At 69.2% G+C, this 14,557-nt stretch carries 9 protein-coding genes; 7 read left to right on the top strand and 2 right to left on the bottom strand.

The annotated features are described in order from the left end of the window. Positions 1–73: 73 nt before the first annotated feature. Positions 74–3,559, top strand: coding sequence for a class I SAM-dependent DNA methyltransferase (locus MWN34_RS05825; RefSeq protein WP_247027487.1), 3,486 nt, complete (start codon positions 74–76; stop codon positions 3,557–3,559). A gap of 11 nt (positions 3,560–3,570) precedes the next feature. Here MWN34_RS05825 and MWN34_RS05820 read toward each other — a convergent pair whose 3' ends face one another. Then, complete coding sequence (locus tag MWN34_RS05820; protein ID WP_247027485.1) at positions 3,571–6,630, bottom strand: histidine kinase dimerization/phospho-acceptor domain-containing protein; 3,060 nt, start codon at positions 6,628–6,630, stop codon at positions 3,571–3,573. Between the two features lie 283 nt (positions 6,631–6,913). Between MWN34_RS05820 and MWN34_RS05815 the strand changes: the two genes are divergently transcribed. The 4 genes from MWN34_RS05815 to groL all read left to right on the top strand — a co-directional run bounded on the left by MWN34_RS05815 (position 6,914) and on the right by groL (position 10,846). Further along, positions 6,914–7,771: a phasin family protein gene (locus tag MWN34_RS05815; RefSeq protein ID WP_247027483.1), complete on the top strand. Its 858-nt coding sequence runs from the start codon at positions 6,914–6,916 to the stop codon at positions 7,769–7,771. Between the two features lie 200 nt (positions 7,772–7,971). Continuing rightward, a complete protein-coding gene (locus MWN34_RS05810) occupies positions 7,972–8,490 on the top strand; it encodes a phasin (protein WP_247027481.1) in 519 nt (172 codons plus the stop codon). Positions 8,491–8,825: 335 nt separating this feature from the next. Then, positions 8,826–9,113 (top strand): co-chaperone GroES, encoded by a 288-nt coding sequence (gene groES, locus MWN34_RS05805; RefSeq protein ID WP_247027644.1) that lies wholly within the window; start codon positions 8,826–8,828, stop codon positions 9,111–9,113. A gap of 92 nt (positions 9,114–9,205) precedes the next feature. Continuing rightward, positions 9,206–10,846, top strand: a complete 1,641-nt coding sequence (gene groL, locus MWN34_RS05800) for a chaperonin GroEL (protein WP_247027479.1) — start codon at positions 9,206–9,208, stop codon at positions 10,844–10,846. A 183-nt stretch (positions 10,847–11,029) separates the two neighbouring features. On the opposite strand, the gene gntR is transcribed toward groL, so the two are convergent. After that, the gene (gene gntR, locus MWN34_RS05795; protein WP_247027477.1) at positions 11,030–12,049 is read right to left on the bottom strand and encodes an HTH-type transcriptional regulator GntR; all 1,020 of its coding nucleotides are present in this window, start codon (positions 12,047–12,049) and stop codon (positions 11,030–11,032) included. A gap of 192 nt (positions 12,050–12,241) precedes the next feature. Here gntR and MWN34_RS05790 point away from each other — a divergent pair, with 192 nt between their 5' ends. Both MWN34_RS05790 and MWN34_RS05785 read left to right on the top strand, forming a co-directional pair. Then, entirely contained in the window at positions 12,242–12,823 is a 582-nt protein-coding gene (locus MWN34_RS05790; RefSeq protein WP_247027475.1) for a gluconokinase, read from the top strand. A gap of 100 nt (positions 12,824–12,923) precedes the next feature. Next, entirely contained in the window at positions 12,924–14,552 is a 1,629-nt protein-coding gene (locus tag MWN34_RS05785) for a methyl-accepting chemotaxis protein (RefSeq protein ID WP_247027473.1), read from the top strand. Positions 14,553–14,557: the final 5 nt, after the last annotated feature.

Raw genomic sequence — 14,557 nt, 5'->3', positions numbered from 1 at the left:
AATTGTATTTTGAGAATCACTCGTCTTTTGATTGTAGTTATTGGCCTTCGCACCCTGTTCATCCGGGCGCCTCATGGTCGATGCCGAAGCCTTCATCTCCCGCTGGTCGGCTCGCGGGGGCGGCCAGGAACGGGCGAATTACGCGCTGTTCCTGGCCGAGCTATGCCAGCTCATCGGCGTCGACCCGCCCGAGCCTGCCGGGCCGGCGAGCGAGCTCAACGCCTATGTGTTCGAACGCGCCGTGACCTTCCGCGAGCCGGACGGGACCAGCGCCCGCGGGCGCATCGACCTCTACAAGCGCGGCTGCTTCGTGCTGGAGGCCAAGCAGAGCCGGCAGGGCAGCGGTGCCAAGGCGCGCGTGCTGGATAGGGTCTCCCCGCCATCGCCGTCGGCCCCGCAGGGCCGGCGCGAGAGCCGCCGCTGGGACGTGCTGATGATGAACGCCCGGCGGCAGGCCGAGGACTATGCCCGCGCCCTGCCGGCGGGGGAGGGCTGGCCGCCCTTCCTCGTGGTCTGCGATGTCGGCCACTGCTTCGAGCTCTATGCCGACTTTTCAGGCCAGGGGAAGAACTACGCCCAGTTCCCCGACCGGCAGGGCTTCCGCATCTTTCTCGACGATCTGCGCACGCCCGAGGCACGCGAGCGGCTGCGTCTCGTCTGGACCGCTCCCCACGCGCTCGACCCCACCCGCCGCGCCGCAAAGGTGACGCGCGACATCGCCGCCCGGCTTGCCGCGGTGTCGAAATTCCTGGAGGGGCGCACCACGCATGATGGCCGCCTCGCCCACGACCGGCACGCCATTGCCGCCTTCCTGATGCGCTGCCTGTTCACCATGTTCGCCGAGGATGTGGAGCTGATCCACAAGGACAGCTTCAAGCAGGTGCTGGAGCGCTGCCGGATGCTGCCCGATTTGTTCCCCGAACTGGTCGGCCAGCTCTGGGAAGTGATGGACACCGGCGGCTTCGCCTATGCCATCGAAGAGCGGGTGAAGCGTTTCAACGGCTATCTCTTCAAGGACCGCACCGTGCTGCCGCTGCCGGCGGAGGCGATCGGCGAACTGCTCGCCGCGGCGCGCGCGAACTGGCGCGAGGTGGAGCCCGCGATCTTCGGTACGCTGCTGGAACAGGCGCTCGACCCCGTCGAGCGCCGCAGGCTGGGCGCGCACTACACCCCGCGCGCCTCGGTCGAGCGGCTGGTGCTGGCGACCGTCATCGAGCCGCTGCGCGCCGACTGGGACCATGTGCGCGCCGCCGCCGAGCGCCTGACCGCTGCCGGCAAGGGTGATGATGCGCTGGCCGAGGTGCAGCGCTTCCACACCCGGCTCTGCGACACCTATGTGCTCGATCCGGCCTGCGGCACAGGAAACTTCCTCTATGTCGCGCTGGAACTGATGAAGCGGCTCGAAGGTGAAGTGCTGGAAGCGCTGGCGGACCTCGGCGGGCAGGAGATGCTCGGCCTCGACCGGCACATGGTGGATCCGCACCAGTTCCTCGGCATCGAGATCAATCCCCATGCTGCCGCCATCGCTGAGCTGGTGGTCTGGATCGGCTTCCTGCAATGGTTCTTCCGCACCGCTAAGGGGCAGCCGACCGAGCCGATCCTGCGCGATTTCCGCGCCATCGCCGCCATGGACGCCGTGCTGACCCATGACGGCGCCGAGCCCGCCACCGATGCCGTCGGCGCGCCGCTGATGCAAACCGACGCGGAAGGCCGCCGCGTACCGGTGCTGCATCTGCGCAACCCCCGCGTGCCGGCATGGCCGAAGGCCGATTTCATCGTCGGCAACCCACCTTTCATGGGCGGCAAGGATATTCGCGGCCGACTTGGCGAGGGCTATGCCCGCGCGCTATGGGCGGCGCATCCGCACATGAATGAGAGCGCGGATCTCGTGATGTACTGGTGGGACCGCGCGGCGGAGCTGCTGACCCGCAAAGGCACGAGGCTGAAGCGGTTCGGCTTCGTGACCACCAATTCCATCACGCAGGACTTCTCCCGCCGGGTGATGGCGGCGCGGATGCGGGCGAAGCATCCGGTCTCCCTGCTGACGGCGGTCCCCGACCACCCCTGGACCCGCGCGACGAAAGATGCCGCCGCGGTGCGCATCGCCATGACGGTGGCCGCCGCGGGACGCCATGAAGGGCTGCTGATGGAGGTGGTGCAGGAGGAGGGGCTGGAGAGCGACACGCCGGCCATCACGTTCAGCGAGCGGCGCGGGGAGATCAACCCGGACCTCACGGTTGGGGCGGATGTGACGGGGGCAAGGGCGCTGAAGGCGAATGCCGTCATCTGTTCGCCGGGCGTGAAGCTCCACGGCGCCGGCTTCATCGTCACCCCCGGCGAGGCGGCGGCGCTGGGCCTTGGCCGACGCGAGGGATTGGACGCCCATATCCGCCCCTATCGCAACGGCCGCGACCTCACCGCCCATCCGCGCGGGGTGATGGTGATCGACCTGTTCGGGCTGACGGCCGAGGAGGTGAGGGGACGTTTTCCGGAGGTCTATCAGCATCTCCTGTCGCATGTGAAAGCGGACCGCCAGAAGCAGGTCGAGCGTTCGGCCACGCGGGATGCGCGGGAATATGTCGAGAAATGGTGGCTGTTCGGCAAGCCGAGGCAGGATTTCCGCCCGGCGCTGGCGGGACTGCCCCGCTACATCGCCACAGTCGAGACCGCGCGCCATCGCGTCTTCCAGTTCCTGGACGCCGCGATCTGCCCGGACAACATGCTGGTCTGCATCGCGAGCGAGGACGCCTATGCGCTGGGTGTGCTGTCGTCGTCGATCCATGTCGGCTGGGCGTTGCGTGCCGGGGGTTGGCTTGGGATCGGCAATGATCCGCGCTATTCCAAATCCCGCGTCTTCGATCCTTTCCCCTTCCCGGATACTCCCGCCGCCCTGAAAGCCCGCATCCGCGCCGTCGCCGAGGAACTCGACGCCTTTCGAAAGGCCCGGCAAAGCGAGCACCCGCGCCTCACGCTCACCGGCATGTACAACGTGCTGGAAAAGCTGAAGGCCGGCGCGCCGCTGGAAGCGGACGACCGGGGCATCCTGGAGGAGGGGCTGGTGCTCATCCTGCAGGAACTGCACGAGAGTCTCGATGCGCTGGTGCGGGAGGCCTATGGCTGGCCGGCCGGGCTGTCGGCGCAGGCCATGCTCGCCCGCCTCGTCGCCCTCAATGCCGAGCGGGCCGACGAGGAGGCGCGTGGACTCGTGCGCTGGCTGCGGCCGGATTATCAGCGCGCCCGGCTCAGGCTCGATGCCGCCGCGGTGCTGCGGGAACGTCGGGAGGCGGTCGAGGGACAGCCGGAGATGCCGTCCGTCTTCGCCCTGCGCACACCCCCGAAGCCGGCTTTCCCGGCGAATGAGGTGGAGCGCACCGCCGCGATCATGGCGGCGCTGGCGGAAGCCTCCGCCGCGCTGGATGCCGCCGGCATCGCCGGGCGCTTCCGTCAGGGCCGGCGCATAGAACCGCAGGTGCGCGCCACCCTCCACGCCCTCGCCCGCATGGGCTTCGCCGCCCCCGCCCGTAACGGCGAGGGTTTCGTGCTGCCGCGGGGCGGGTAGGGTACCATCACCTACTCCGCCAGCACCCGCGTGGAAGGGAAGGTGATCTCCACCAGCGTGCCGGCGTCCACCGCGCTGCGGATGGCGAAGGTGGCGCGGTTGGCTTCGGCGAGGGCCTTGGTGAGCGGCAGGCCGAGGCCGGTGCCCTCGATGGCGGCGCGGCCGGTGGTGGGAAGCTGGCGGAACGGCTCCATCGCAATGGCGATGTCGGTCTCCGACATGCCGACCCCGGTGTCGCGCACCCGGATCACCACTTCCCCGCTCTCGCTGAGCATGGTGGAGAGGATCACCTGCCCGCCCGGCTTGGTGAACTTGATGGAGTTGGAGACGAGGTTCAGCACGATCTGCCGCATGGAGCGCGGATCGGCCACCACGGGAGGCAGGTTCGGCGCGAGCGAGGAGCGGATGATGATGCGCTCGCGGTTCGCCTGCGGCTGCATGATGCCGATGCACTGCTGGATGATCTCGTTCAGCGCCACGCTGGCGAAGGCGAGTTCCAGCTTGCCGGCCTCGATCTTGGACAGGTCCAGCAAATCGTTGATCAGCGAGATCAGGTGCGCGCCGGAGGCGCTGATGTCGCGCAGATAGGTGCGGTAGCGGTCATTGGCGATCGGCCCGAAGCGCTCCTCCATCATCACCTCGGAAAAGCCGATGATGGCGTTGAGCGGGGTGCGGATTTCGTGGCTGATCTTGGCGAGGAAATCGGACTTGGCGAGGTTCGCCTTCTCGGCGTTCCGCTTGGCCTCGGTCAGTTCCTCCTCGGCGCGCTTCCACTGGGTGATGTCGCGCAGCACGGCGCAATATTTGTCGGCCTCCTCGCCCACCCGGCCGATGGTCATGAACAGCGGGATGAGGCCGCCCTCGCGCTCGCGGCCGATGACCTCGCGCCCGTCATTCAGCACGCTGGCAACGCCGTTGGAGGCAAGGCCGTCGAGATAGTCCACCACCGCGCGGTGGCTCTCGGGCGCGAAGAGCAGGGTGATGGCCTCGCCCTGCAATTCGGCGGCATCGAAGCCGAACAGTGCCTCGGCGGAACGGTTGAGGCTGAGGATGGTGCCGGCGCGATCGACCAGCGCCACCCCGTCGGTCGCGGTGTCGAGGATGGAGCGCAGCTCGCGCGCCGTCGCCTCGGCCTCGCGCAGTGCGAGCTCGGCCTGGCGCAGCCGCTCGTCCCCGGCCGGGTTGGCCGGAACCCGGCGCAGCACATAGAGCAGGGCATGGCCGCCGCCGTCCCACGGTACCGAGAGCAGCCGCACCTCGACCGGGAAACGCTCGCCGGCGGTGACGAACTGCATGGTGCGCGGGGTCTCGCCGGCCTCCTCCGAACCGCCCGCGCCGCCGGCCGCCTGCGGGCCTTCGAGCAGGGCGGCGAGCCCGCCATCGGCTTCCAGCGCGGCCGTGTCGGCATGGCGGGTCCAGCCGAGCAGGGCGCGGTTGGCGTAGATGAGGCGGTCGTCCTGCTCCACCGCGACGCCGAAGGGCAGGCGGTCGAGGATCGGCCGCTCGCCACCGGCCGCGGCGTGGCGCAGGCCTTCATTCGCCGGCCCGCGCACGGGACGGGAGGCTTCGGGAAGGGGAATGCCGTCATTCGCGGCGGTGGGGGCCGGCGCGGGAGCGGGGACCGGGGGAATCGCGGCGCGCAGGGCTTCTTCCAGCGAGCGCAGGGTCTGGTCGCGGGGCGAAAGCTCCGGCTCCGGCTCGGGCAGCAGGCTTTCGGGCGCCTCCGGCTCCAGATAGCCGTGATCCTCGTCATCCGCCCCTTCCAGCCGGGCGCCGAGGGCGCGGGCGATCTCCCGGAAGGCGTTGCGCTCGCCGGCCGTGAGCCCGGCCCATGAGGCGCGCGCCACATCCAGCCGGTTCGGATCGCCGGCCCCGCTGCGCAGCGGAATGACGTTGCGCCCGCCGGGGGCGAGGGTGAGGCCGGACGGTGGCGCGGGCGGCGCGGGTATGGGCGGAGGCTCGACGCGCGGGCCAGGTTCATCGGCGCTGGCTGCGGAGGGGTCCCGCGCAGGCGGCGAGCCGGGGATCTCGATGGTTGCGGAGGCTTCGATACCCTCCGGCTGTTTACCCTCTCGGGCCGTCTCCGACACCGGCGCGAGCGTGGCGGGTGCCGGCGCGGAGCGCTCGGACGATCCGTCGGCGGGTGTCGCAGATCCGGCCCGCGGCAGCTCCGGTTGCGGCGCGGGGGGGGCTGCCGGCGTGACCTCGGGCGGCTGGACCGGCGCTGCGGCCGGTTCGGTGCGGGCGGGCCCGCCGTCCGGACGCAGGCGCGCATGGGGAGACGAGGGCGCCAGCAGCAGGCCGAAGCCGCGCATGCCTTCCCCGCGCACAGGGGCGCCGCCTATTTCGGCATCGAACGGGCCGCCTTTGCCGGGCAAGGTGACGCGCAGCCCGGAAAAGCTGGTGCCGGCGCGTAACCGGTCCTGCACGGTGGGCGCGCCGAGCGCGTCCCAATCCGAGCCGATCAGCCCTCCGGCGGCCCGGCCGAGGGCCGCAGAGAGCGTGGCATCGACATGGCTGAAGCGGCCGTCGAGCCCGGAACGCCAGGTGAAGCGGCCGAGCGCGAGGGCGGGCACGGCCGCGGGGGCGGGCGAGGGGGGCGCGGCCCGCGCCGGTTTCGCTTCCAGAGCAGGAGCGACCGGAGCGGGGGGCTCGGCGCATGCGGGCCGCTCGATGGGGGCGAAGAGGGCGTCGGCGGAGGACGGCGCCGGTGCGGTGCCCATGCCTGGGGTCGCCAGCAGCACCGCACGTGCGTTTCCGCTCGTCACCAGCGAGCAGGCGAAGGTCTCGGCGACCAGCCGGCCCGGCAGGCGCACGCGCTCCAGCCGCGGCGGACGGCCGGGCTGCAGGGCGGCGGCAATGCGCGCGATGGCCCGTGCGACATCGGCCGGCAGTGCCCCGCTCCGGCTTCCCTGTGCCCGCGCGGCGGCATTGGCACCGATCACCACGCCATCGGTACGCACCAGCACTGCGACGCCGCGCCCGCCGGCCAGCGGGGCCGCGGCCGCGCGCAGGGCCGCATCCGTCTGCGACGGCTCGGGCGGGGTGGGATCGTCGGTCCAGCGGGTCATGCGCGAGAAGCGTACTCGGGTGAGGAAGCTGCGAAGCGTCTGTTCGAAGGCAGGACAGGTGAAGGCGCGGCCCTTCTACGGCCAGATACCGCAACGCCAGCACCATAGTGGCGACCCGATCCGGATGCCATCACGAGCGGACGCTGCATGCCCATCTTCGCGCGAACCGGTTAACTGCCGCCCAATGCCCCGCTTTGCACGTCTTTTACCTTGCGTCTGTGGCCGAGGGCTTTAACCTTTCATTCATGGCGGCCGTTCCTGCGCGAGAGCGGATCGGCGCCCGGTGCTGGCGGCCATGCGCCGCCGCTGGGAGGACATGATGGCGGACGATCCCCGGCTCGAACTTCCCAAGGAATTGCGCAGCGCCGTCGAGGCCAGCCTCGAACAGGCACGCAAGGCGCTGGACGGCATGGTGATGGCGGCGCACCAGGCGCTGGACGAGGGCGAGCGTCGTGGCTCCCGCATCACCGATACCGCCCGCGAAGCCTCGCGAACCGCGATGGACTACATCACCGCGAACATGACGGCCGGTTTCGATTTCGCCGCGCGGCTGGCCAAGGCCCGCACGGTACAGGAATGGGTGAAGCTGCAGCAGAGCTTCGCCGCCGAGCAGGCGCACCGCCTGTCGGAACAGGTCGGTGCACTGGGCGCAACGGTCGGCAGCGTGCAGCGCAGCGCCGCCGCGGCCAGGCCGACGCCGCAGTCGGCGCCAAAACCCGCCGCAGCGGCGTCGCAGCCTGCAAAGGCCGCGTCGCCCGCAGCCGCGCCGAGGCCTGCAGCCGCGCCAAAACCTGCAGCCGAGGTTCCAAAGCCCGGCCCCGCGGAGGCGAAGGCGCCCGTGGCTGAAAAATCATCCGTGCATGAAGCCCCTGCAGCCGGAAAACCGGCTGTCCCGGAAACGGCCCCGCCCAAACCGGCCGCGGCCAAGCCGGCAGGGACGTCGCCGGCAGTGCCAAAGCCCGCGGCTCCCAAGGCAGCGATTCCCAAGACGACCGGGTCGCCGTCCGCGGGCGCTGCCCCGGCCGCATCCGACGCGAACTCGTCTTCGGGCACGCTCGAAACCCCTGTCCGTCGCGGCCGTCCGGCGCGCGGCGGCCGTCCGCGCGGCGTGGGGCGCAAGCCCGGGCCGACTGCCGGCTGATCGGGATTTCGCGCCGATCCGATCACATTGTGTTGCATCGTGAAACTTTGTGCATTGCAATACGTTGCTGCACTGCACAATTGGTGCTAGGTGAGTGAGCGTGAGCTGCCCAATGAGGCGGCACTCACCGCAGGACCGGCCACTTGACCGCGGGGGTGGCCGCCTCCTTTCCACGATGCCGCGAACCCGAGGTATGTGCCATGTCCATCAACGAAGCCCAGGACAGCTTCACCGCCGCCGCCAATGAGGCGATCGAGACCACCCAGGCCAATTTCCGCAAGGCGACCGCCGCCTTCGAGGCCGCGATGCCGAAGTTCGACGGCGCGCCGTTCGAGGTCCCGGCCGTGATGCGCGAAATGGCTGAGAAGAGCGTCCAGAGCGCGCGTGAGGCCTACGAGAAGATGAAGTCCAGCGCCGAGGAGACCACGGACCTCATCGAGGACACCTATGCCACCGCCACCCGGGGCGTGGCCGAGTACAACACCGTGGCGCTCGAGTCGCTGCGCACCAATGTGAACGCCGCCTTCGACTATTTCGGCGCGCTGCTTGCGACCAGGAACGTCTCGGAGGCCGTCGAGCTTTCGACCAGCCACCTGCGCAAGCAGTTCGACGTTCTCTCGGCGCAGGCCAAGGAGCTCTCGACGATCGCCCAGAAGGTCGCCACCGAGACCGCCGAACCCCTCAAGGCGTCCGTCGAAAAGACCATCAAGAAGGCCTGATCTCTTGTCGGCCTCCCGCCTATGAAATAAGCCCGGCCCGGCAACGGCCGGGCTTTTCTTTTGCTGCGGACTGCCGGCCGGCTGTCTTTGCCGCCCCTTCGGCGACCGCGTCGCATGCGGCGATCCGCCGTCGGCCCGACGCCCTCCCTTGGGCCCGGAAGCTCGTCCGTGCGATGCCGGGCGGGCCGGCGCGTCCGTGTGCTTGACAGGGTCCAACTCGCTGCCTATCTCGGCGGAGGCCGTGGCACTCCCTTCGGGTGAGTGCCAGAAGGCACGAGACAAGAGTGCGCCACAGGCGGCGCGCATGAGACAGACCTGAGGATCCCATCATGGCCCTGAAGTTCCGCCCCCTGCACGACCGCATCGTGGTGAAGCGCGTCGACGCCGAGCAGAAGACTGCCGGCGGCATCATCATTCCCGATTCCGCCAAGGAGAAGCCCTCGCAGGGCGAAGTCCTCGCGGTCGGCGCGGGTGCCCGCGACGAGGCCGGCAAGCTCGTTCCGCTCGACGTGAAGGCCGGCGACAAGGTGCTGTTCGGCAAGTGGTCGGGCACCGAGGTGAAGATCGACGGCCAGGACGTCCTCATCATGAAGGAGTCCGACATCCTTGGCGTGATCGACTGACGGCCTCTCGGCGGCGCTGGGCGGGGCGGGATCGTGCGCGGTCCGGCCTCCGGCGCCGTCTTTTCCACGACACAGGATTTTAGGAGTCTGGCATGGCTGCCAAGGACGTGAAATTTGCGGGCGAAGCCCGCGAGAAGATGCTGCGCGGCGTCGATATCCTCGCCAATGCGGTGAAGGTCACGCTCGGTCCCAAGGGCCGCAACGTCGTGATCGAGAAGAGCTTCGGCGCTCCCCGCATCACCAAGGACGGCGTGTCGGTCGCCAAGGAGATCGAGCTCGAGGACAAGTTCGAGAATCTCGGCGCCCAGCTTGTCCGTGAGGTCGCCTCCAAGACCAACGATCTCGCCGGCGACGGCACCACCACCGCCACCGTGCTCGCTCAGTCCATCGTGAAGGAAGGCGCCAAGGCGGTTGCCGCCGGCATGAACCCGATGGACCTGAAGCGCGGCATCGACCTCGCGGTCGGCGCGGCGATCAAGGACATCGAGGCCCGCGCCAAGAAGGTGAAGAACACCGAGGAAGTGGCGCAGGTCGGCACCATCTCCGCCAATGGCGATGCCTCGATCGGCGAGATGATCGCCGGCGCGATGCAGAAGGTCGGCAATGAGGGCGTGATCACGGTCGAGGAGGCCAAGACCGCCGAGACCGAGCTCGAAGTCGTCGAGGGCATGCAGTTCGACCGCGGCTATCTCTCGCCGTATTTCATTACCAATGCCGAGAAGATGGTGGTCGAGCTCGAAGACCCCTATCTGCTGATCTTCGACAAGAAGCTCTCCGGCCTGCAGCCGATCCTCCCGGTCCTCGAAGCCGTGGTGCAGTCCTCCAAGCCGCTCGTCATCGTCGCCGAGGACGTCGAGGGCGAGGCGCTCGCCACCCTCGTGGTGAACAAGCTGCGTGGCGGCCTGAAGATCGCCGCCGTGAAGGCTCCCGGCTTCGGTGACCGTCGCAAGGCCATGCTGGAGGACATCGCGATCCTCACCGGCGGCCAGGTCATCTCCGAAGACCTCGGCATCAAGCTTGAGAGCGTCACGCTCGCCATGCTCGGCCGCGCCAAGAAGGTCGTGATCGAGAAGGAAAAGACCACCATCGTCGACGGTGCCGGCTCCAAGGCCGACATCGAAGGCCGCGTCGGGCAGATCAAGTCGCAGATCGAGGAGACCACCTCGGACTACGACCGCGAGAAGCTCCAGGAGCGTCTGGCCAAGCTCGCGGGCGGCGTCGCGGTGATCCGCGTCGGCGGCGCGACCGAGGTCGAGGTGAAGGAGAAGAAGGACCGCGTGGACGACGCGCTCAACGCCACCCGCGCTGCGGTGGAAGAGGGCATCGTTCCCGGCGGCGGCATCGCGCTGCTGCGCGCGAAAAAGGCGGTCGAGGGCCTGTCCTCCGACAATGCCGACATCGCTGCGGGCATCAAGATCGTGCTGCGCGCGCTGGAGTCCCCGATCCGCCAGATCGCCGAGAACTCCGGCGTCGAGGGTTCGATCGTGGTCGGCAAGGTGCTTGAGTCGGACGACCAGAACTTCGGCTTCAATGCCCAGACCGAAGAATTCGTGGACATGATCGCCGCCGGCATCGTGGACCCGGCCAAGGTCGTGCGCACCGCGCTGCAGGACGCTGCGTCCGTCTCCGGCCTGCTCATCACCACCGAGGCGATGATCGCCGACCTGCCGAAGCCCGCCGCGGCCATGCCCGCCATGCCGGGCGGCGGCGGCATGGGCGGCATGGACTTCTGAGGTCGCTGAAAAGCCGACCAGCCGGAAATGCAAAAAGGCGCGGCGTGAGCCGCGCCTTTTCATTTGCGTGCTTCACGGCGTCCATTGCTGGACGGCGCACATTGGCAGCCCGGCCGAAGCGCAGCATAGAGCCGGGATCGTCTTTCGCCGCGGGTCGATGCGACTTCGAGCCGGGAGCCGCCCTCAGCTGCTTTCGCGCACCATCAGTTCGAAGCCGAGATCCAGTCGGCACGAAGAGACGCTTTCGCCGTCGATCAGGCGCAGCAGATGCCGTGCGGCGGTCTCGCCGATGCGTGCGCGAGGCGTGCGGATGGAGGTGAGGCGCGGCACCATATGGGCGGAGAGAGGCAGGTCGTTGAAGCCGATCATCGACATCCGTGACGGGATCGCGATGCCTCGCCGCTGCGCCTCGAACAGCGCACCCTGCGCAAGGTCGTCATTGTTGAAGAACACGCCGTCCACCTCGGGGTGCTCCTCCACCAGCCGGGCGAGGAAGTGGCCGCCGAGCGCGACGGAGGAGGGCTGTTCGTCGGTCAGGACGACGGGCGCGGCAAGGCCCAGATCCGCCTGCGCCGCGCGTTGGAAGCCTTCGCCGCGCTCGATCGTGCGCGGGTCGAGCTGCGCGGCGACATAGGCGAGGCGGCTGCGGCCGCGCTCGGCGAGATGTCGCGCCGCCGCGGCCCCGGCATCGGCCTGTGAGAAGCCGACGCAATGCTGCTCGGTGCCCGGGGCGAGGTCCATCATGTGCACGGCGGGAATGCGGCTGCGGGCGATCAGGCGCCGCGTCGCCGGCATCTGCGACAGGCCGGTGAGGATCAGCCCGCGCGGCTGATAGGCGAGGTAGTTGCGCAACAGGCTGTGCTCGGCCTCGCCCGCATAGTGGAAATTGCCGATCAGCACTTCCAGCCCGCGGCCGTGCATCACGGCGTGGATGGCCTCCAGCGTGTCGATGAACAGGAGGTTCGACAGCGAGGGAATGAGCACCACCACCGAGTCGCTGTAGGAGGAGGCGAGCGTGCGCGCGGCGGTGTTGGCGACATAGTCGATCTCGGCCGCCGCCTCGTGGACGCGCCGCGCCAGCTCCGGGTCGACGCTCGGAACGCCGCGCATGGCACGCGAGGCGGTGATGGGCGACACGCCGGCAATCCGCGCCAGCTCCACGAGAGTGGGGCGGCCTGTGGCGCGGGAGGCTCCGCGGCTCATCGCTATCGGTTTCCCCTTGCTCATCTCCGGCACGGATTTTAGGTTGCGCTGTCTCCGGCCGTGCGAGCGTTACTCGCGCCGTGCGCGGCCCGCCCGCTATGCGCGGGTGAGGCTTCCTCTTAACCCCTGCATGTGGCGAGCGTCCAGAGCCGGCGCATGATGGTCGAGCCCGGCGTTCCAACGGATGGTGCGATGCCCGGTGACAGGTCCGACGACATGCCCGGCCTCGTGGTCATGGGGGTGACGGGCTGCGGCAAGAGCAGCGTCGCCGCCGCGTTGGCCAAGCGGATCGGCGCCCGGCTGATCGAGGGCGATGCCTTCCATCCCCCGGCCAACATCGCGCGCATGTCGGCCGGAATCCCGCTGACCGACGCGGACCGTGCCGGCTGGCTCGACCGGCTCGGCGAGGAGGCGCGGGCATGCCTTGCCGGTGGCGAGGTGCCGATCGTCACCTGTTCCGCGCTCAGGCGCGCCTATCGCGATCGGCTGCGCGCCGCGGTGCCGGGTATCGGCTTCCTGTTCCTCGCGCTCGACCGCAGCGTGGCGGCGGAACGCGTGGCGCGCCGGCCGGCGCATTTCATGCCGCCCAGTCTCGTCGCCAGCCAGTTCGCAACGCTGGAGCCGCCGTTCGGCGAGGCGTCCACCATGACGCTCGATGCGACGCTGCCCCTCGCCGCAATCGTGGAGCGCGCCACGCTCTGGTGGGAGGCGCGGCCCGACAAGGCACGTGGCGAGCGGCCGGGCGCGGCGCCGGCGCGGCTTCCTCCGGGTTGAGAGCGGTCCTTCCGTGCGGGGTGACGCAACATTGCGGCAATGATTGCGAGCTAGGATGAGGGGACGCCGCCTTGTCTGCCGCCGCCACGGACGATTCATCATGCCCGATATCTCGATACGCCAGCGCATCGTCTTCAGTTTCCTGGCGGTGCTCGTGGTGCTCTCGGCAATGGCCGGCCTGACCTATTACTGGCTGCAGCAGACCGAGCGGGAGGCGTTGACGGTCGAGACCGCCGCAGTGCCGGCTCTGACCTACGGGCTGCGGATGACGACGGAGTGGGAGGAGACGCGTAGCCTGCTGCGCGACCTTTCGGTCGCCGAATTGGCGGACCGGGCGCAGATCATCGAGGCCATCCTCGCCAACCGCGCCCAGATCCGCGACCTCATGAACAGCTATGCCGACACGCTCGACACCGACGAGGAGAACCGCGCGCGCGAAAAGCTGGCAGCGGTCGTCGATCCTTATATAGCCGCGGCGGACGCCCTGTTCGCCCGCGCCCGTGCCGGCGCGAGCGAGGGCGAGATGCGCGCCATCATCGAACGCCAGCTCGACCCGCAGCTCGACGCCATCCGCAACCTTCTCACCACGGCCGTTACCGGTCACCAGGCCTATTCCGATGGCTCCACCCAGCGCATCGTCGCCCTGGTGCGCAGTGCCGAGATCGCGCTGGGGACGGGCTTCCTGCTCGCGCTGGTGCTCGCGGTCGTGGCGGGGATATGGCTGTTTCGGGCGATCACGATTCCGCTCGGCAGGCTGCTGCACATGGCGGAGCTGATGCGCGCCGGCGATTTCCGCGAAAGGCTCTCGGTGCCGCACCGCGACGAGTTCGCGACGTTGGGTGACGGCGTCAATGCCATGAGCGACGAACTCACCGCGCTGATCGGTCAGATCCAGAAATCCGGGATCCAGGTCAACACCTCGATCACCGAGATCGCCGCGACCTCCAAGGAGCAGCAGGCCACCGCCAGCGAGATCGCCGCCACCACCACGGAGATCGGTGCCACGGCGAAGGAAATCTCGGCCACGTCGAGCGAGCTGGTGCGCACCATGGGCGAGGTCTCGGCCGTCGCCGACCAGACCGCGACGCTCGCCGGCGGCGGGCAGGCCGGGCTTGCCCGCATGGAGGCGACCATGCGCCATGTGATGGAGGCGGCCGGCGCCATCAACGCCAAACTCGCCGTGCTCAGCGAGAAGGCGGGCAACATCAACCAGGTTGTCACCACCATCACCAAGGTGGCGGACCAGACCAACCTTTTGTCGCTCAACGCCGCCATCGAGGCGGAGAAGGCCGGGCAATATGGCCGGGGCTTCGCGGTCGTGGCGACCGAGATCCGCCGCCTCGCCGACCAGACGGCGGTGTCGACCTACGACATCGAGCAGATGGTGAAGGACATCCAGTCCGCCGTCGCCGCCGGGGTGATGGGTATGGACAAGTTCTCCGAGGAGGTGCGCCGCGGCATGGTGGAGGTCCAGCAGGTCGGCGGCCAGCTCTCCGACATCATCCAGCAGGTGCAGGGCCTCGTCCCGCGCTTCGAGATCGCCAATGAAGGCATGCAGGCGCAGGCGACCGGCGCGGCACAGATCAGCGACGCGCTCTCCCAGCTCAGCGAGGCGGCGCAGCAGACGGTGGAATCGCTCCAGCAGTCCACGCGGGCCATCGACGAGCTGAACCAGGTCTCTGGCAATCTGCGCAACTCCATCGTGAAATTCAGGCTGCGGAGCGCGTGACGCCG

The sequence above is a fragment of the Ancylobacter crimeensis genome (genome assembly GCF_023016805.1).
Taxonomy (GTDB): Bacteria; Pseudomonadota; Alphaproteobacteria; order Rhizobiales; family Xanthobacteraceae; genus Ancylobacter; species Ancylobacter crimeensis.
The sequence above is the reverse complement of the archived record's forward strand: the minus strand, read 5'-3'. Positions and strand labels throughout refer to the sequence as shown.

Coding starts and splice junctions, on each gene's coding strand:
- MWN34_RS05825 (WP_247027487.1), top strand. CDS start 74: ATGGTCGATGCCGAAGCCTTCATCTCCCGCTGGTCGGCTCGCGGGGGC.
- MWN34_RS05820 (WP_247027485.1), bottom strand. CDS start 6,630: ATGACCCGCTGGACCGACGATCCCACCCCGCCCGAGCCGTCGCAGACG.
- MWN34_RS05810 (WP_247027481.1), top strand. CDS start 7,972: ATGTCCATCAACGAAGCCCAGGACAGCTTCACCGCCGCCGCCAATGAG.
- groL (WP_247027479.1), top strand. CDS start 9,206: ATGGCTGCCAAGGACGTGAAATTTGCGGGCGAAGCCCGCGAGAAGATG.
- gntR (WP_247027477.1), bottom strand. CDS start 12,049: ATGAGCCGCGGAGCCTCCCGCGCCACAGGCCGCCCCACTCTCGTGGAG.
- MWN34_RS05790 (WP_247027475.1), top strand. CDS start 12,242: ATGCCCGGTGACAGGTCCGACGACATGCCCGGCCTCGTGGTCATGGGG.
- MWN34_RS05785 (WP_247027473.1), top strand. CDS start 12,924: ATGCCCGATATCTCGATACGCCAGCGCATCGTCTTCAGTTTCCTGGCG.